An 18,818-nucleotide genomic window follows, 5' to 3' on the forward strand; every position below is an offset into this window, starting at 1 on the left:
TAGGTATATTTCTTGTCCAAAATGGCATATCTTTTACTATCAATGATATGGTGGGGGACAAGTATAATGAAATCCTGGCTAAAAATTGCTTTTCAAACGTTCAAAGTGTTCGTGCTTTTCACAGGATGCACAATCCTTTTTTATTATGGTATTATGTGGTTAAACGAAGAATATCAAGATTATCACCGCTATGATGAACCAGAGGGCACTGCTGTAAAGGTAACCACTAGCGGAAATGCTGAAGGTTCATCAAGCTGGTTTGATCGGTTAATTCTTTTCTATTTAAATGGAGAGTAGGGCCATCAATGGAGGACAATCTGAAAGATTTCATACATTATTTAATAGTGGAAAAAGGGCTGGCGAAAAATACAATCGTTTCTTACGAGAGAGATCTGAAAAGCTATATAAAGTATTTGAAGAAAGTTGAAGCAATATCGGCAATGAATGATGTCCAGCGCGTTCAAATCATTCATTTTCTGAAGAACTTGAAAGAACAGGGGAAATCATCTAAAACTTTGGCAAGGCATATTGCTTCTATTAGAGCCTTTCATCAATTTCTTTTAAGGGAGAAAGCTGTAGACCAAGACCCCTCTGTACATATTGAATCCCCTCAGCATGAACGATCACTGCCAAAGGTATTAAATATGCAAGAGGTGGAAACATTGTTAGATTCACCGAAGGCTCATGATCATTATGGACTTCGTGATAAAGCGATGCTTGAATTATTATATGCAACTGGAATCAGGGTTAGCGAATTAATCGGTTTGAAGATTGGAGATGTCCATTTGACAATGGGGTTTGTCCGTTGCTTTGGCAAGGGCAATAAAGAACGAATCATTCCAATTGGAAAAACAGCTGCTCGGGCACTTGAACAGTATCTTCAAGAAGGAAGAAGCCACTTTGTTTCAAAGAAACAAAAAGATGAATCCATCTTTTTAAATCATCATGGCCGTGGGCTATCTAGACAAGGCTTCTGGAAAATTCTCAAACGGCTTGCTGCTGAAGCAGGCATTGAAAAGGAATTAACTCCGCATACGCTCAGGCATTCTTTTGCAACCCATCTTCTTGAGAATGGGGCTGATTTACGTGCAGTACAAGAAATGCTTGGTCATGCAGATATATCAACAACACAAATTTATACACATGTAACTAAAACTAGATTGAAAGATGTATATAGTCAATATCATCCTCGAGCATAACGAAAAAGCGGAAGCGCCTTCGGAACAATCAAAGTTCAGATTGTTCCTGCGATGTGCCGCTGTCGAAGCTTTCCTTGTCCAGTTGCATTGTCGACCCTAGTAGGTCCTGTACGTCGGGGGGGGAGGCGCTGTAGCTAGACAGTTCTCTAAATTCAAAGTTGCCATGAAAAATGGCAGCTTTTTCTTTCATTTGTTAAAGATATTAGGTAAAATATAGATGTCAGACTTCCGACATATAGAAATGGAAAAAATGTGATAAAGGTGTTTATAAAGGGTAACCTAATTTATATTTACAAATGTAACCGTATTCAGTAAGAAAAGCGCAGACGGCTCGTTCACCCCGACAAGCATAAGACGAACTGGTTGGAAGGTTGTTCTTTAACCTTTAGCCAGTTGGGCTTATGACCTCGAGGGGGTAGACGCCGGAGCTAGACAAACAGAAAAGCGGAGGCGGCTTGCCCAGGGGCGACAAGCATAAGACGAATCGGCAGGAAGGCTGCTCTTTAGCCTTCTTGACGATTTGGCTTATGTCCTCGAGCCCCTAGCCGGTCGAAGCTAGACAATTCTCTAACTCTAAAGTTATAAATTTTTATTCACTTTAAAAGGAGGAGTTTAAATGACTTCACATGCATATAAAAGAGTTTTCGTCGTTGTAATGGATTCAGTTGGAATCGGTGAAGCACCGGATGCCGAAATATTCGGGGACAAGGGAGCCGATACGCTTGGTCATATTGCCGAAAAAATGAACGGCTTAAAGATGCCGAACATGGGTAAGCTTGGACTTAGCAATATTCGTGAAATTAAAGGTATTGAAAAGGCAAAGAACCCGCTCGCTTTCTACACGAAAATGAAGGAAGCATCAAATGGAAAAGATACGATGACTGGTCATTGGGAGATTATGGGGCTAAATATTCAAACACCTTTTCAAGTTTTCCCTGAAGGCTTTCCGCAAGAATTAATTGCTGAGCTAGAGTCACGCACTGGCAGAAAGGTAATTGGCAATAAACCTGCCAGCGGAACGGAAATTCTCGTCGAACTTGGGGAAGAACATATGAAGACCGGTGCACTTATTGTCTATACATCGGCTGATTCCGTTCTTCAAATTGCAGCGCATGAAGAAGTTATCCCATTAGATGAACAATATAAAATTTGTCAGATCGCTAGAGAACTTACACTGGACGAGAAATATATGGTTGGGCGTGTAATCGCTAGACCATTTATAGGCGAGCCGGGAGACTTTCAGCGAACATCTAATCGTCATGATTATGCCTTAAAGCCTTTTGATCGTACAGTAATGTCAGAAATGAAGGATGCGGGGCTTGATGTTATAGCCATCGGAAAAATTTCCGATATCTTTGATGGTGAAGGCGTTACAAAGTCTCTTCGAACTGTTTCAAATATGGATGGGATGGATAAATTACTGCAATCATTTGATATGGACTTTACCGGTCTAAGCTTTTTGAATTTAGTAGATTTTGATGCATTATATGGTCACCGCAGGGATCCTGAAGGCTACGGAAAAGCGCTTGAAGAATATGACGCACGTTTGCCGGAAGTGTTTGAAAAGATGCAAGATGGAGATTTGCTCATAATTACTGCTGACCATGGGAATGACCCGATTCATCATGGAACAGACCATACAAGAGAATACGTACCGCTTCTTGTATATACAAAAAATAATGAAAATGGCAAAGAGCTTACGATTCGGGAAACATTTGCAGACATTGGTGCAACAGTTGCAGAAAACTTTCACGTTAAAATGCCTGCTTATGGAAAGAGTTTTTTACAGGAATTGAAATAGGAGGAAATGGTTATGTCATTCGAAAAAATTGAAAAAGCAGCAAACTTCTTAAAAGGAAAATATGAGGAGACACCGCAAATTGGTTTAATCCTTGGGTCTGGTCTCGGTGTTTTAGCAGATGAAATCGAAAACCCTGTGAAAATTCCATATAATGAAATTCCAGATTTTCCGGTTTCAACTGTTGAAGGCCACGCGGGTCAGTTAGTTTTCGGTCTGCTTAATGGCATTCATGTTGTTGCCATGCAAGGGCGTTTTCACTATTATGAGGGCTATTCATTTGAAAAGGTAACATTCCCGGTTCGTGTAATGAAAGAGCTTGGAATCGAACAATTAATTGTAACAAATGCAGCCGGAGGAGTGAATGAAAGCTTTTCACCAGGCGATTTAATGCTTATCAGCGATCATATTAATAATATGGGAAGCAATCCGCTAATTGGTCCAAATGATTCTCGTCTTGGTGTTCGTTTCCCAGATATGTCTGAAGCTTACTCTTCTGAACTGCGGCAGCTGGCAAAAGGAATAGCAGCGAAATTAGGCTTAAACATTCAAGAAGGTGTCTATGTCGGCAATACGGGTCCAACATACGAAACACCAGCTGAAATACGCATGCTTCGCCAGTTAGGCGGAGATGCAGTTGGCATGTCCACTGTACCTGAAGTCATTGTCGCGAGACATGCAGGCATGAGAGTACTGGGAATTTCCTGTATTTCGAATATGGCTGCTGGGATTTTAGATCAGCCGTTAAATCATGAAGAAGTCATTGAAACAACGGAAAAAGTAAAAGCTGATTTTCTTAGCTATGTAAAAGCGTTAGTACAAGAGCTTGGTACAAAGTAGGAAATAGACGAAAGCGAACGGTGATTTATTATGAGAATGGTTGATATTATTGAAAATAAAAGAGATGGAAAAGAATTATCGACGGATGAAATCAAATTTTTCATTGAAGGATATACAGACGGCTCCATTCCTGATTATCAAGTAAGTGCATTAATGATGGCGATTTTCTTTCAAGGAATGACAGAACAAGAAAGAGCAGATTTAACAATGGCGATGGTTGAATCTGGCGATAATATCGATCTATCCAAGATTGAAGGAATCAAAGTCGATAAGCACTCGACTGGCGGGGTTGGAGACACAACTACACTAGTATTAGGACCATTAGTTGCAGCCGTTGGTGTTCCAGTTGCAAAAATGTCTGGAAGAGGGCTTGGCCATACAGGAGGAACAATTGACAAGCTTGAATCCGTTGGAGGCTTCCATGTAGAAATTGAAAATGAAGAATTTATTAATCTTGTGAACAAAAATAAGATTGCTGTTATTGGACAAAGCGGAAATTTAACACCTGCAGATAAAAAGCTTTATGCTCTTCGTGATGTCACGGCAACCGTTGATAGCATCCCATTAATTGCAAGCTCCATTATGAGCAAGAAAATTGCCGCAGGAGCCGATGCGATTGTGCTCGATGTTAAGACAGGTGCAGGTGCATTTATGAAAACACTTGATGATTCGAATGAACTTGCAAAGGCAATGGTCCGTATTGGAAATAATGTCGGAAGAAACACAATGGCAGTTATTTCTGACATGAGTCAGCCGCTTGGGTTTGCGATTGGAAATGCCCTTGAAGTAAAAGAGGCGATTGATACGCTTAAAGGAGAAGGACCGGAAGATCTAACAGAGCTTTGCTTAACATTAGGAAGCCATATGGTTTTTCTTGCTAAAAAGGCAGACAGCTTAAAAGAAGCACGTGAAATGCTTGAAGGAGTTATGAAAGATGGAACGGCTTTAGAAACATTTAAAACGTTCCTAAGCTCACAAGGCGGAGATGCGTCTGTCGTTGATGATCCATCAAAGCTTCCACAGGCGAAATTTACATTTGAATTAGAAGCAAAGGAAGATGGTTACGTTTCCGAAATAGTTGCTGATGAAATTGGAACAGCAGCTATGCTTCTTGGAGCTGGAAGAGCTACGAAAGAATCTGTTATTGACCTCGCAGTTGGTCTGATGCTTCGAAAAAAAATCGGTGATCAAGTGAAAAAAGGGGAGTCACTTGTGACGATTTACAGCAATTTTGAAGAAATTGATGAAGTAAAATTAAAGCTTTATGCAAATATAACATTATCTAAGGAAAAAGTTGCTGCACCAACATTAATACATGGTGAAATTACCGAATAAGTAAAAAATGTCAGGGGAAATCTACCCTGACATTTTTTATTGCCTAGCGCAATCAGCCTACCCTCGAGGTACTAGTGTCGACAATGCGACAGGACAAGGAAAGCTTCGACAGCGGCACATCGCACGACTAAAAGTGAAGCTATTAGGAGGACGTCGCGTTATTGCCGACCTCGATTTCCCAAGCCAATCCTGCTGCAAAAGGGAATGAACACCTTTCTGTGAGGCTCGTCTTGTGCTTGTTGAGGGTGAGCATTAAGGAAAGCTTCCAAGGGCATCTTCGCAGGAACAATCGGCACTTTGATTGTTCTGAAGGCGCTTCTGCTTTTCTATTTTCGCAGTACAAAATTTAAAATTTTTAGGAAGGGAAAATTGTATAAATTTGCCGCAAATGGAAATGATGGAGGCTATAAAGAATGGAGGTTTGTGTGATGAAACGATTTGTCTCTTTAATAGTTATGTCTTTTCTATTGACAGCACTCTTTGTACCTGCGGCATTTGCAAAAGAAAATGATGGACTAGATTTAGCGAAAAATGTAAAGTCCGCGATCTTAATTGAACGAGATACAGGTGCCATTTTATACGAAAAGAACAGCAATGAACAGCTCCCTCCTGCAAGCATGACGAAAGTAATGACAATGCTATTAATTATGGAGGCATTGGATGAGGGCAGGCTGTCGATGGATGAAAAAATTCGCACAAGTGAATATGCTGCCTCAATGGGAGGCTCACAAATCTTCCTTGAGCCAGGAGAGGAAATGACCACTGAGCAAATGCTAGAAGGAATTGCCATCGGTTCTGGGAATGATGCGTCTGTTGCGATGGCAGAGAGGCTTGCTGGCTCTGAAGAAGAGTTTGTAAAGCTTATGAACAAAAAAGCTAAAGAACTTGGGCTGAAAAATACTGAATTTAAAACTGCAACTGGTTTGCCTGGTCATGGTGATTATAGTACTGCTCACGATATGTCCATGATGGCTAAGGAACTCCTAAAATACGAAGGAATAACGAAATTTACCGGCACTTATGAGTCTTATCTGCGTGAAAATACAGATAAAAAATTCTGGCTAGTAAATACAAATCGACTAGTTAAATTTTATCCAGGTGTGGATGGATTGAAAACTGGATTCACAAATGAAGCAAAATATTGCCTGACAGCAACGGCTGAAAAGAATGGCATGCGTGTAATAGCGGTTGTATTCGGGGCACCAACCTCAAAGGAGAGAAATGCACAAGTAACAAAGATGCTTGATTACGCTTTCAGCCAATATGAGACACACCCGCTGTATAAACGAAATGTGGCACTTGGGAAAGTTGCTATTAGTAAGGGAGAAAAGAAAAGGGTTGAGGCAATGACAAGTGAACCTATATCCCTTTTAACGAAAAAAGGAGAAGGCATTGAAAATATCAAGCAATCTATTGAATTAGATAAAAATGTGAAAGCCCCAGTAAATAAAGGGGATAAAGTAGGAACATTAAAACTGGCGCAAGATGGAAAAACAATCGTTGAGACACCGCTTGTTGCAAAAGAAAATAGCAAGGAAGCAAGCTGGTGGACATTGTATAAGCGTTCAATGGGCATGTTTACAAAAGCAGGGCAATAATAGCTAAAGGCGCTTCCGCTTTCTATGTCCAGCTGCAGGCGCCTACCCCCTCGAGGTCACAAGCCAATCCGACAAGAAGGTTAAAGAACAACCTCCATGCCGGCTCGTCTTGTGCTTGTCGCCGATAAGCGGGCGCCTTCCGCTTTTCTATGTCCAGCTGCAGGCGCCATCGGCTCGAGGTCACAAGCCAATCCGACAAGGAGGTTAAAGAACAACCTCCATGCCGGCTCGTCTTGTGCTTGTCGCCGATAAGCGGGCGCCTTCCGCTTTTCTTATTTGTCGAATAGACGATTATACATTCTAGTTTTAGCGAAATGCCACTAGTTTTGTCTTTCGGAAGGAAATGCGTGACCGCATATCGAATTTGACTCACTATAAAGGCCAATTTATGTCATGTAAAATGACGGTCATACCGAACCTGTTTTGTTATGTTTATTATTAATAGACAAACGGGTCCCAGATAAGGAGGCTATGATAGTGAGTCTTACCATTAATTTAGAAGTGAAAAAAGATGTCTTATGTATTCGTTTAAGCGGGGAATTAGATCACCATTCTGCAGATGAGCTTCGGAGACAGGCGTCTCACGCAATTGAGGAATATGATATCCATCATATCGTCTTAAATCTTGAACAGCTTTCCTTTATGGATAGTTCAGGTTTAGGTGTCATTTTAGGCAGATATAAACAAATAAAACAGCAGCACGGTGAAATGGTTGTTTGTGCAATTTCTCCAGCAGTTCAAAGATTATTTGATATGTCGGGCTTATTTAAAATTATCCGTTTAGAGCCGACAGAAGAGTTTGCTTTGCAGAGACTGGGGGTTGCATGAACAATGAAAAATGAAATGCAAATAAAATTCAGTGCATTAAGCCAAAATGAATCTTTTGCCCGTGTAACTGTCGCAGCATTCATTAGTCAGCTCGACCCAACGATGGATGAGTTAACGGAGATTAAAACAGTTGTATCTGAGGCAGTCACAAATTCAATCATTCATGGGTATGAACAAGATCCAAACGGACTTGTGTATATTTCTGTGACCATTGAGGATGGCTTCATCGATATGTCCATCCGAGATGAGGGATTAGGAATAATGAATGTTGACGAAGCTCGTCAGCCGCTCTTTACAACAAAGCCTGAACTTGAAAGATCAGGTATGGGTTTTACAATTATGGAAAATTTCATGGATGAAATCGAAATTCAATCGCAACCGGGGAAAGGCACAGAGATCCGATTAAGAAAGCATTTATCAAATAGTAAAATGCTATGCAATTAAGGGAGTCTTGCTATGGATGTGGAGGTTAAAGCAGAAAAGAGCCAAACTTTTTTGAAGGATCATGAAGTCAAGGAGCTAATCCAAAAAAGCCAGGCTGGAGATCAGGATTCAAGGGATCTAATTGTCCAAAAGAATATGCGTCTTGTTTGGTCGGTTGTTCAACGTTTTTTAAACCGTGGATATGAACCGGATGATCTCTTTCAAATCGGTTGTATTGGATTATTGAAGTCAGTCGATAAATTTGACCTAACGTTTGATGTGAAGTTTTCAACGTATGCGGTTCCAATGATCATTGGGGAAATTCAGCGATTTATACGTGATGATGGGACAGTCAAAGTCAGCCGTTCTTTAAAAGAGATGGGAAATAAAATTCGCAAAGCCAAGGATGAATTGTCTAAATCGCTTGGCAGAATCCCGACTGTGTCAGAGCTTTCTAATTTCCTTGATATCCCTCCTGAGGATATCATCCTTGCCCAAGAAGCTAGCCGGACCCCATCGTCCATTCATGAAACGGTTTACGAAAATGATGGAGACCCGATCACATTGCTTGATCAAATCGATGATGGAAATGAAGGAAAATGGTTTGACAAGATTGCACTCAAAGAAGCAATTAATGAATTGGATGATAGGGAAAGATTAATCGTCTATTTGCGCTATTATAAAGATCAAACACAATCTGAAGTAGCTGTAAGGCTTGGCATCTCACAAGTTCAAGTATCTAGGCTTGAAAAAAAGATCCTCCAGCAAATGAAAGACCGAATGGATTTATGATCCATTCGGTCTTTTTTTTGCGAAACTTTCCGATATAATAAGCTAAACTCCTGATATACCTGCAAAATCCCCAATAAATTTGCGAACCTCATAGCTTTATTTGCAAATTCTTCTGATGTTTTTGCAAAAGAAACAATATATTTGCAAATGTCTCCGATAATTTTGCGAAAAAACAATATATTTGCAAACGCCAGCGTTATTTTTGCAAAAAGCCAAATATATTTGAAGTTGGTCCATATGTTCAATACCCAATTATTGGTCATCATGAAGTAAATATATGTAACTCATACTAGTGATACAAGGAAATAACTGTGTGGGAAGTGAACGAAATGGAACGAACGGTTTATATTCGATTGCGACACCGCATACAAGTACGAGCCCGCGAAGAAATTTTGCTCAAGGATATTGCTCAATTAATTGTCGAAGAAAAGCTTTTTGAACAGTTGAGTCATTTGAAGGTTTATGAAGTAACTGAACAAGACCGCAATATAATTATCATTGATGTCATGATGGTTATCCGTTTAATAACAGAAATGCTGCCGAACATGGAAATCCAAACACAAGGTCCGTCCCAAGTAATCGTTGAAGTGGTATCTGAAAAAAAGAAAGTATCCTTGCCGCTTTTTACTTTAATATGGCTTTTATTGTTTATTGGTGCAGCACTTACGATTATGAATTTTCATGAGGATGTTAGCATGCAGGCTGTTCAGCAGCGAATTTACACGATTATAACTGGAGAACTGGATGATAAACCTTTAATCTTTCAGATTCCATATTCCATAGGCCTTGGTCTAGGAATGATTCTTTTTTTTAATCACCTTTTTAAGAAGCGTCTTAATGAAGAACCGAGCCCGCTAGAAGTAGAAATGTTTAATTATCAGCTAGATCTGGACAATTATGTGGCAATGAACGAAAACAAAGAAAGTATGAAAAATATTGACGAGCGGTAATGTCGTCTTAGTCATGTTTGTTGGTCTTGCTGGAGGGTTAGCAGTAGGCTCAGGGTTCGTAGCTTTTTTGTCTGTATTAGGGGTAATCCCTAGACTTATGCAGCTGACAAAAACAATGAAAATGATCCGTTTTTATGAATGGGCTGTTGTTATGGGTGCTGTTATTGGTGGAATGAGTACACTATGGGATCCAATCTTTCACTTAACATCTTATTTGTTAGTACCAATCGGTTTAGCTTCCGGAATATTCGTAGGTATGATTGCGGCAGCCTTGACGGAAGTGCTAAATGTTCTTCCTATTCTTGCGAAACGAATAGGGATTGATGGGCAAATAGTTTTTTTATTAATGGCCATCGTATTTGGAAAGATTTTAGGATCACTCTTTCAATGGATATATTTTGTCGATAAGTAGGAAAAAAATAGCGGATTAACATATCTGTATCATCCTTCTATAAGCAAGTCTATGACGAAAGGATAATAGAACATGGAGGATCATCGGAGGCACGTAATTTTAATTACAGATGGAGATGACTATGCTAGAAAATCAATTGAGCACATAGCAAAGGAAGTCGGGGGCAGATGTATCTCCTTATCCCACGGAAATCCTACCACTTTAGACGGCTCCCTCATTGTTAAGCTAATAAAAAAAGCACCGCATGACCCAGTGTTTGTCATGTTTGATGATAGCGGTTTTGTTGGTGAAGGAGCGGGGGAACGCGCCTTAAAGTATGTAGCAGCCCATAAAGAAATCAATGTACTCGGAATCATTGCGGTTGCAGCAAAAACAAGGCAAGCCGAATGGACGAAAGTAGATGTTTGCATCGATCGTGATGGAGAATTAACCCCTAATGGAGTTGATAAATATGGTCTTCAAGAAATGGAAAAAGGAAGACTTTATGGTGATACGGTCTATTGTCTGGATGAAATAGATGTTCCGATCAAAGTCGGAATTGGTGATATCGGAAAAATGGCGAAAAAAGACCATTATGAAATTGGCTCGCCAATTACGAAAAAAGCCGTAGAACTCGTATTGGAAAGGAGCGGTTATCGTGGCAGACAATAAGATGGAAAATAAGTTGCCCATTCCTGATTCAGTAGAAGAAATAGAAGAGTATATGAAAAAAAGAATTGGGCTGGGAGACAGCTTTGATTTAGGTGTCAGGAAACTAAAAGTCCTCAGAAAAGACGTTCATTTTTATTTTGTAAATGGGCTAACTGATACACAATTTATTATCGAAATTGTTGAAGAGCTTGTAGCAATCAATGATAACGAGAAATTATCAGCAAATATAAGTAAAATAGTTGAAAACAGGCTAGTTCATCAATCTGTGGCTCAAATAAAAACGATGGATGAACTTGTGGATCAAGTGCTTTCAGGGCTGATTGTCGTTGTGATGGAAGGGGTTACCCATGGCTTAGTCGTTGATGTACGCAGCTATCCGGGAAGAACTCCGATGGAGCCGGACACGGAAAAGGTAGTACGGGGGTCAAGGGATGGGTACGTAGAAAATATTATCATAAATACTGCCTTAACAAGAAGAAGGATTCGTGATGAAAGACTTCGTTTTGAAATTATGAGGGTTGGTGAAAGATCAAAAACGGATGTGGCAATAGGCTATATTAAAGATATTGCCAATCCTGATTTAATTGATGTAATCCGAAAAGAAATTGCTGCCATACAAATTGATGGAATTACAATGGCTGACAAAACAATTGAGGAATTTTTATTAAAACAAGGATTTAATCCTTTTCCGCTTGTACGATATACAGAGCGAGCGGATGTTGCGGCAACTCATTTGCTTGAAGGGCATGTATTAATATTTGTCGATACCTCACCAAGCGTGATGATTTCACCAACAACATACTTTCATCATTTGCAGCATGCGGAAGAGTATCGGCAATCGCCCGCAGTAGGTACGTTTGTAAGATGGATTCGTTTTCTAGGGGTAGCTTCATCCTTGTTTTTGCTGCCGCTTTGGTTTTTGTTTGTACTGGAGCCGTCTTTATTACCCGAAAGTATAGCATTCATTGGACCGAACGAAGAAACAAATATTCCTGTGATTATTCAATTATTTCTTGCGGAAATAGGGATTGAGCTGCTGCGGATTGCGGCCATTCATACACCAACTCCGCTATCAACAGCTATGGGCTTAATTGCAGCTGTCTTAATCGGACAAATTGCCATTGATGTTGGTTTATTTGTTCCAGAGGTTATTTTGTATGTGTCACTTGCTGCGATTGGAACTTATACGACACCAAGCTATGAATTAAGTATTGCAAACAAGCTATTCCGGCTCTTATTATTAGTTTTGGTTGCAATATTTCATACCCCGGGGTTTGTCGTTGGGATTACGATATTTATTCTATTCCTTGCGAATATGAAGCCGTTGAATACACCGTATTTATGGCCGTTTATTCCGTTTCATCCGAAAGCATTATGGAGAATATTAATTCGTGCATCTGTACCAGGTTCGAGTATACGTCCAAGTATTGTTCATACGACAAACCGTTATAAGCAGCCTCCAAAAAACAATACCTCAAAATGATGTCTGCTTATTGCGGACTTCACTGAATTGTGTTAAAATTTCATAAAATTAATAAACAAAATACGACAAAAAGCAGAAAATAGACAGTTTCTAATAAAGATACTGTCTATTTTCTAATTAATTTCGCCTAGAGGAAAGAGGTAGATCTATGTATTTAAACGGTACATCGAAAGTAAATGATAAGGGGCATTTGGAGATAGGCGGACTAGACACTGTAGAGCTAGCCGAACAATTTGGCACACCTTTATATATTTACGATGTTTCTTTAATTAGAGAAAGAGCAAGAGGCTTTAAGCAAACGTTTGAAAAATTAGGAGTAACCGCTCAAGTTGCGTACGCGAGCAAAGCCTTTTCGACGATTGCGATGGTGCAGCTTGCAGACGAAGAGGGGCTTTCTCTTGATGTTGTTTCTGGAGGAGAATTATATACAGCGTTAGCGGCAGAATTTCCACCTGAAAGAATTCATTTTCATGGAAATAACAAAAGTAAAGAAGAGCTGGAAATGGCTCTTAAGCATGGTGTTGGCTGCATTGTTGTTGATAATTTTTATGAATTAGAGATCATTCAATCCATTTGTGAAGCGATGGAAGTGAACGCGAAAATTCTGTTAAGAGTAACACCTGGAGTTGAAGCACATACACATGAGTATATTACAACTGGGCAGGCAGATTCTAAATTTGGTTTCGATCTGCAAAATGGACAAGCAGAAAAAGCTATGAAGAATGTTTTGAAATCCTCGAAAATTGAACTGCTTGGCTTGCATTGCCATATCGGTTCACAAATATTTGAGACCGCTGGCTTTATCGTAGCAGCCAAGAAAATATTTGAGAAACTAAACGAATGGAAAGAGTCATACGCTTTTGAATCAAAGGTGCTAAACTTAGGCGGAGGTTTTGGTATTCGCTATACGAATGAGGATCATCCTCTTCCAGCAGGTCAATATGTGGAAGAAATTATAGAGGAAGTGCAAAGACAGGCAGATCATTTTGCAATGAATATGCCTGAAATATGGATTGAACCAGGTCGTTCTCTTGTTGGGGATGCTGGTACAACTTTATACAAGATTGGCTCCAGTAAGGAAGTTCCCGATATTCGCAAATATATTGCTGTTGATGGCGGGATGAGCGACAATATAAGACCAGCTCTTTATCAAGCAAAATATGAAGCTATTTTAGCAAATAAAGCACTAGAGGAAGCTGAGGAAACTGTCTCTGTTGCTGGAAAATGCTGTGAGTCTGGTGATATGCTCATTTGGGATATCCCTCTTCCAAAGGCGGATCATAATGATTTGCTAGCTGTTTTTTGCACTGGGGCATATGGATATGCGATGGCGAATAATTATAATCGGATTCCAAGACCGCCGGTTATCTTTGTTGAAAATGGGGAAGCAAAGCTCGTAGTAAGAAGAGAAACGTATGAAGATCTAATCCGGATGGACTTATCAATCAAAGAAAAGATTAATAATTAACATCTGCATTTCATTTGTTCGTGAATATTGTAAAAAAGCTTGCAGGATGAGGGGACATGACATTCATGTCATTGATTAAACACGCTTCCTGCAGGCTTTTTCGCATTTAATCATATTAATTACTAGAGTAGAATGGAAAAATAGAAAGGTTTCGTGTAGAATAGAACTAATCCTTGAATGTGTGAAAACGTATAGGAGTTTGGTACAGGAGGTCTTATGAAAAAAAGCAATTGGATTCTATTTCTTTTATTAATAGTGATGAGTTTAGCATGGGGACTTTATTATTGGTTTTTTATCGTTCCTTCTAAGTAGAGCCCAGAAAAAATTTTATAGAATAAGCAGATGCTAAAAGATCAGCCATTAGTGTACAAACTAGTGCTGTGTACATATATTATTATTACAGTTTGAAATACTAATTTTTTGGGGAAAATAGGATGGAATGCTAAAATCTAATGAGGGATAAAAATGTTAATTCGATATAAAAAAACATTCGAAAAGATTGCTATGGGTTTGTTATCTTTTATGCCAAATGAAAAAGATCTCAAGAAACTTCAGCAAACGATGAAACAATATGAGAGTGAGGAGAACCTGCAGCTATTTTTATGGAAAGCAGGGGAAGATATTATTGGATTAATGGGTGTTCTAATGAATGAAGATTCTGCTAAGATCCAGCATATCTCTGTCAATCCTTCTCATAGACAGCAAGGGATTGGAAAATCAATGGTCAAAGCATTACACGAACAATTCCCAGACAAAAAAATCATAGCGAATGAAAATACCGAATCATTCTTGAGCAGGTGTGATATAACAGCTCAAACAGAAAAAGGCAGTGAATAATCATTCACTGCCTTTTTCTGTTTGCGGTTGAATGAACCGTGTGTTCTTATTTAATGCATCTAGCCGCTCTTGAATGACATTGCTTCGGTCTCTAGTGGAATGGCGATGAACTAATCTCTTATTATGCAAATCACTAACTGAATCCCATGTGAACCCACGTTCTATGCAGCCTGATTTGCAGTTAGAAATTAATATCGAATCTATTATTGGTATTGTATAGCTAGTATAGGGATTTCCTAAAGAAAGTGCCTTTTGTCTTGCTAGGAGGTCGTTAATTAATTTTTCAGCATCAATTCCTAAATGAAGAAGCCGATTTTTTTCGTTTTTTAGGATGGAAATTGCTTTAGTCATAGTCTTTTTGGCACCTAGAAAATTTTCACGCCGGTGATGATAATTAGATACCGCAAGGAGGATCAGACCTACCCAGATAGACTGCTTGTTGTTTGGATCTACCTCTTTCCAATATTCTTCTAAGATTTCATGGCATTCGAAATAATCTCGATCTCCATGAAAATGTATAAGGTATTCGATATACGCTTCAGGATACACCTCTTCACCCCCTATAAATATATGTTTATCATATCACAGAATACTCGTCAAAAAATCCAGCAGCAGTTTTAAAGCCAATAAAAAAACCCGGCAATAACCGGGTTAGATATCCATATTATCTTAGCACCAAGCAGCCCCTACAATAATCAGCAGGATGAACAAGACGACAAGTAAAGCAAACCCTGTTCCGCCGCACCCATTGTTTCCTTTAGACATACATCATACCTCCCGTTTCCTTTTTTTGTTTCAAGATCATTTTATGTAGGCAAACATCAAATTGTATGGGCGAATGAAGGAATAATTTATATGTTTTTAGTCAGAGAGTTGTCTAGCTTCAGCGCCTATCAAACTTCGGGTCTTCCTCCGCAACGATTGCGTCAGCATCGGTTCGCTTTCGCTCACCGTGTTCACTTTACCGAAAGGAAGAGCGCTCCAGTTTGTACGGCGATGAACAAGGCGCAGTCGCATTTCTAATATTTTTCTATTGGAACACTCACTTTTATAATTTATACTATAGTAGTCTTTAATGAGGAACTTAATAAGGAAATTTTGGTGAGTAGTAATGGAACATTATAATGTAAAGATTGAAGCGTTTGAAGGACCGCTTGATTTGCTTCTTCACTTAATAAACAGGCTTGAAATTGATATATACGATATTCCAGTAGCAGAAATAACTGAGCAATATTTATTATATATCCATACGATGCAAGTGCTGCAGCTTGACGTGGCAAGTGAATATCTCGTTATGGCAGCCACCTTGCTTGCGATTAAAAGTAAAATGCTTCTCCCAAAGCACGAGGAAGATTTGCTTGACGATGAAATGGGATTAGGGCAAGAAGAAGACTCGATGGAAGAGCTTGTTGAAAGATTAGTTGAATACAGAAAATATAAAGAGGCAGCAGTTGATTTTAAAGAAATGGAAAAAGAAAGGGGCTTAATGTTCACAAAGCCTCCGAGTGATTTAAGCGATTTTGCAAAAGATATGCAACCGGAAAAAACGGAATTAAATGTCTCCTTGTATGACATGCTTGGTGCATTTCAAAAACTATTAAGAAGGCAAAAGCTGCAAAAACCGCTTTCAACAAAAATAGCACGTCAAGAAATTCCAATAGAAACAAGAATGGCAGAAATTCTTGATGATTTAAGGCAATTTAAAGAACGAAAAAGCTTTTATGAACTTTTTCCCATACTTGACCGTGAAAATATTGTGGTTACATTTTTAGCAGTTTTAGAGCTAATGAAGCGCCATGAAATATTTATTGAGCAGGAAGGCAATTTTTCTGAGATTTATGTAAGTGCCATGGAAGGGGGAGAAGAATATTAATATTATAAATTGGAAAGGCATTGTTGAAAGTCTTTTATTTGCCGCAGGAGATGAAGGGCTAACCTTAAAGCAAATTGCTCTTGTTCTTGAAGTAGAGGAACTGCAAGCAGAAGAAATTATAAAAGAATTAATGGAAGATTATCGTAAAGATGACATACGAGGCATCACGGTTATTGAGCTGGCAGGTACCTTTCAGCTTGCCACGAAAAAAGAAAATTCAGCCTATCTAAAAAGGCTGGTTGTTACTCCGCAAGCCTCGACTTTATCGCAGGCAGCATTAGAAACGCTGGCAATTATAGCCTATAAACAGCCAATCACAAGAGCGGAGATTGAGGAAATAAGAGGGGTGAAGACAGAGCGTCCAATACAGACGCTTATGGCGAAAGCGCTCATTAAAGAGGCAGGTCGGGCTGACGGTTCGGGAAGGGCTTACCTCTATGGCACTACGAAAGAATTTCTTGATTATTTTGGTTTGAAAAAAATTGAAGAGCTCCCTCCGCTCCCTGAAAAGATAGATGATGATTATTTCCAGGATGAGGCTGACTTGTTCTTTGATAAGTTTCAAGAAACAATGGATTCTTGAATTTTTCATACAATTAAATCTATTTATGATAAAATATACTTGTAAAATAATGCTTCATTTCAAAAATGGAGCATTTTCTATATCGTTTTCATTATTACATATGGGGAATAGGTTTGAGGAGGGGTTAAGATGCTTATTAAACAATGCAAGGGATATGAGCTGGAAAAGGAAAAGTCGAATACGTCTGAGGATTTCTTCAATCGAAGTGAGGTTACCTTTGAAGAAAATGGACAAGAAAAGACTTTACACGTTCTATATGTTCGGTATTTTGATGAGCTAGTTTCTGAGTTTACTCCATTTGAAGGAAGTTCAATTTTTAAAGCTGGCACCAGGGATGTTGAATTTAAAGATATCGTGGCACTGATTTGTTTATTGAAGAATCCAGGTTTTCGTCACCGCAAGCGAGTTTACATTAATTCTAAGCTTGAATTCGCATCGTATTTTCAAGATATTGACTACACAAAGCTTGCTGGGATATTTGAGGATTTAGAAACAAAGAAGAGCTTTAATCTACGTTCACCCTTAGAGTACATCGTTCAGCCTCAATAAGAATAATTTTTTGTAAAGGGCAGGTTTGAATATCTGCCCTTTTTTATGTTGAAATTTCCAAATGATTGTTTTATTAATTTTTATGAATGAATTTTGATTGCAAATTTGTTTCAAATCACTACACCTAATTAGCAGCTATGTTTATTACCATTTACATTCTACAGGAAAAGCAATATTTCATTCAGCTATTCATACGATAGAAAGGGACTATTTAGGGAAGAGGGATCGTATGAGTAAAATGAATGATTATATCCAAGAAGTGTTTAAATGGAATAAGGAACTACGGGGATTTCTCGAATCAGAAAATGTTGATGAGAACGATGAGCTATGGCTAAAGATGGATCGAATGACCGATATTATGGAGGGAATTCAAAATCCATTAAGCAATGAAGGATTATTGGAGATTCAAAACCATGTGGAAGAGCTGCACTTGGATATGGAGGATTATTTCACGAAAAGGCAGGAGCTTGGGAGTGTCTATAACAATCCGCCTCAAATTGCGGCAGGATCTCATACATTGCCTCCATTGCCATATTCATACAATGCATTAGAGCCATATATTTCTGAGGAAATTATGAGATTGCATCATACTAAGCATCATCAATCTTATGTTGATGGACTGAATAAAGCAGAAAAAGAGCTGAAAAAGGCAAGAAAATCTGGGGACTTTTCATTAGTTAAGCATTGGTCGCGGGAACTTGCCTTCCATGGTTCAGGTCACTATCTGCATACGATATTCTGGAATAATATGATTCCTAAAGGAGGGGGAAAGCCGTCAGGAGGCCTGTTAAAAGCAATAGAAAAGTATTTTGGCAGTTTTGAGGCATTTAAAAAGCAATTTACAGAAGCTGCAAATCAGGTGGAAGGTGTTGGCTGGGCAGTACTAGTTTGGTCCCCTAGAGCTCATCATCTCGAAATACTGCAATCAGAAAGACATATGATTTTAACTCAGTGGGATACGATTCCATTGCTTGTTTTGGATGTCTGGGAGCATGCATATTATCTGCAATATAAAAATGAACGTTCCAACTATGTGAAAAATTGGTGGAATATAGTTAATTGGAAAGATGTTGAACAACGGTTTATGAAAGCTTCTGAGCTTAAGTGGAAACCATTTTAATAGAATGAAAAGGCGAAAAACATTCTTTGTTTTTCGCCTTTTATTGTCATATCAGTACTTGTCCTGCATAAAATTGTAC

At 38.9% G+C, this 18,818-nt stretch carries 21 protein-coding genes; 19 read left to right on the top strand and 2 right to left on the bottom strand.

The window, feature by feature from the left end:
- Nucleotides 1–66: 66 nt before the first annotated feature.
- The 15 genes from C1726_RS19580 (at nucleotide 67) to C1726_RS19650 (ending at nucleotide 14,614) form a co-directional block, all read left to right on the top strand.
- The gene (locus C1726_RS19580; RefSeq protein ID WP_102274684.1) at nucleotides 67–297 is read left to right on the top strand and encodes a YqzK family protein; all 231 of its coding nucleotides are present in this window, start codon (nucleotides 67–69) and stop codon (nucleotides 295–297) included.
- Nucleotides 298–305: 8 nt separating this feature from the next.
- Nucleotides 306–1,199, top strand: a complete 894-nt coding sequence (gene xerD, locus C1726_RS19585; protein ID WP_102274685.1) for a site-specific tyrosine recombinase XerD — start codon at nucleotides 306–308, stop codon at nucleotides 1,197–1,199.
- A gap of 616 nt (nucleotides 1,200–1,815) precedes the next feature.
- Nucleotides 1,816–3,000, top strand: coding sequence for a phosphopentomutase (deoB, locus tag C1726_RS19590; RefSeq protein WP_102274686.1), 1,185 nt, complete (start codon nucleotides 1,816–1,818; stop codon nucleotides 2,998–3,000).
- Between the two features lie 12 nt (nucleotides 3,001–3,012).
- Nucleotides 3,013–3,837, top strand: coding sequence for a purine-nucleoside phosphorylase (locus C1726_RS19595; protein WP_102274687.1), 825 nt, complete (start codon nucleotides 3,013–3,015; stop codon nucleotides 3,835–3,837).
- 30 nt (nucleotides 3,838–3,867) lie between these two features.
- The gene (locus tag C1726_RS19600) at nucleotides 3,868–5,172 is read left to right on the top strand and encodes a pyrimidine-nucleoside phosphorylase (RefSeq protein ID WP_102274688.1); all 1,305 of its coding nucleotides are present in this window, start codon (nucleotides 3,868–3,870) and stop codon (nucleotides 5,170–5,172) included.
- A gap of 428 nt (nucleotides 5,173–5,600) precedes the next feature.
- Nucleotides 5,601–6,770, top strand: coding sequence for a D-alanyl-D-alanine carboxypeptidase family protein (locus C1726_RS19605; RefSeq protein WP_142385102.1), 1,170 nt, complete (start codon nucleotides 5,601–5,603; stop codon nucleotides 6,768–6,770).
- A gap of 477 nt (nucleotides 6,771–7,247) precedes the next feature.
- Entirely contained in the window at nucleotides 7,248–7,598 is a 351-nt protein-coding gene (gene spoIIAA, locus C1726_RS19610; RefSeq protein ID WP_102274689.1) for an anti-sigma F factor antagonist, read from the top strand.
- A 3-nt stretch (nucleotides 7,599–7,601) separates the two neighbouring features.
- Nucleotides 7,602–8,042 carry an anti-sigma F factor gene (gene spoIIAB / locus C1726_RS19615; protein ID WP_102274690.1) on the top strand — a complete coding sequence of 147 codons (441 nt, stop codon included), beginning with the start codon at nucleotides 7,602–7,604 and terminating at the stop codon, nucleotides 8,040–8,042.
- Between the two features lie 12 nt (nucleotides 8,043–8,054).
- Complete coding sequence (sigF, locus tag C1726_RS19620; protein ID WP_102274691.1) at nucleotides 8,055–8,813, top strand: RNA polymerase sporulation sigma factor SigF; 759 nt, start codon at nucleotides 8,055–8,057, stop codon at nucleotides 8,811–8,813.
- 329 nt (nucleotides 8,814–9,142) lie between these two features.
- On the top strand, nucleotides 9,143–9,763 hold the full coding sequence (locus C1726_RS19625; protein ID WP_102274692.1) for a stage V sporulation protein AA: 621 nt from the start codon (nucleotides 9,143–9,145) through the stop codon (nucleotides 9,761–9,763).
- 13 nt (nucleotides 9,764–9,776) lie between these two features.
- Nucleotides 9,777–10,175 carry a stage V sporulation protein AB gene (locus tag C1726_RS19630; RefSeq protein ID WP_102275867.1) on the top strand — a complete coding sequence of 133 codons (399 nt, stop codon included), beginning with the start codon at nucleotides 9,777–9,779 and terminating at the stop codon, nucleotides 10,173–10,175.
- Between the two features lie 72 nt (nucleotides 10,176–10,247).
- Nucleotides 10,248–10,826 carry a stage V sporulation protein AE gene (locus C1726_RS19635; protein ID WP_102274693.1) on the top strand — a complete coding sequence of 193 codons (579 nt, stop codon included), beginning with the start codon at nucleotides 10,248–10,250 and terminating at the stop codon, nucleotides 10,824–10,826.
- Between the two features lies 1 nt (nucleotide 10,827).
- Nucleotides 10,828–12,309 (top strand): spore germination protein, encoded by a 1,482-nt coding sequence (locus C1726_RS19640; RefSeq protein ID WP_102275868.1) that lies wholly within the window; start codon nucleotides 10,828–10,830, stop codon nucleotides 12,307–12,309.
- 148 nt (nucleotides 12,310–12,457) lie between these two features.
- Complete coding sequence (gene lysA, locus C1726_RS19645) at nucleotides 12,458–13,777, top strand: diaminopimelate decarboxylase (RefSeq protein WP_102274694.1); 1,320 nt, start codon at nucleotides 12,458–12,460, stop codon at nucleotides 13,775–13,777.
- A gap of 465 nt (nucleotides 13,778–14,242) precedes the next feature.
- Nucleotides 14,243–14,614 (top strand): GNAT family N-acetyltransferase, encoded by a 372-nt coding sequence (locus C1726_RS19650; RefSeq protein ID WP_102274695.1) that lies wholly within the window; start codon nucleotides 14,243–14,245, stop codon nucleotides 14,612–14,614.
- Here C1726_RS19650 and C1726_RS19655 read toward each other — a convergent pair whose 3' ends face one another.
- On the bottom strand, nucleotides 14,615–15,163 hold the full coding sequence (locus tag C1726_RS19655) for a DUF309 domain-containing protein (RefSeq protein ID WP_102274696.1): 549 nt from the start codon (nucleotides 15,161–15,163) through the stop codon (nucleotides 14,615–14,617). It lies immediately after the preceding gene.
- 120 nt (nucleotides 15,164–15,283) lie between these two features.
- Complete coding sequence (locus C1726_RS19660) at nucleotides 15,284–15,379, bottom strand: YjcZ family sporulation protein (protein ID WP_102274697.1); 96 nt, start codon at nucleotides 15,377–15,379, stop codon at nucleotides 15,284–15,286.
- 346 nt (nucleotides 15,380–15,725) lie between these two features.
- Here C1726_RS19660 and C1726_RS19665 point away from each other — a divergent pair, with 346 nt between their 5' ends.
- The 4 genes from C1726_RS19665 (at nucleotide 15,726) to C1726_RS19680 (ending at nucleotide 18,739) form a co-directional block, all read left to right on the top strand.
- The gene (locus tag C1726_RS19665) at nucleotides 15,726–16,487 is read left to right on the top strand and encodes a segregation/condensation protein A (protein ID WP_102274698.1); all 762 of its coding nucleotides are present in this window, start codon (nucleotides 15,726–15,728) and stop codon (nucleotides 16,485–16,487) included.
- A complete protein-coding gene (scpB, locus tag C1726_RS19670) occupies nucleotides 16,483–17,070 on the top strand; it encodes an SMC-Scp complex subunit ScpB (protein WP_102275869.1) in 588 nt (195 codons plus the stop codon). The genes C1726_RS19665 and scpB overlap by 5 nt, the downstream gene beginning before the upstream one ends.
- 129 nt (nucleotides 17,071–17,199) lie before the next feature.
- Nucleotides 17,200–17,619, top strand: coding sequence for a hypothetical protein (locus tag C1726_RS19675; RefSeq protein ID WP_102274699.1), 420 nt, complete (start codon nucleotides 17,200–17,202; stop codon nucleotides 17,617–17,619).
- Between the two features lie 229 nt (nucleotides 17,620–17,848).
- Nucleotides 17,849–18,739, top strand: coding sequence for a superoxide dismutase (locus tag C1726_RS19680; RefSeq protein WP_102274700.1), 891 nt, complete (start codon nucleotides 17,849–17,851; stop codon nucleotides 18,737–18,739).
- Nucleotides 18,740–18,818 lie beyond the last annotated feature (79 nt).

It is taken from the genome of Cytobacillus massiliigabonensis, assembly GCF_900199725.1.
GTDB classification, from domain to species: domain Bacteria; phylum Bacillota; class Bacilli; order Bacillales; family Cytobacillaceae; genus Cytobacillus; species Cytobacillus massiliigabonensis.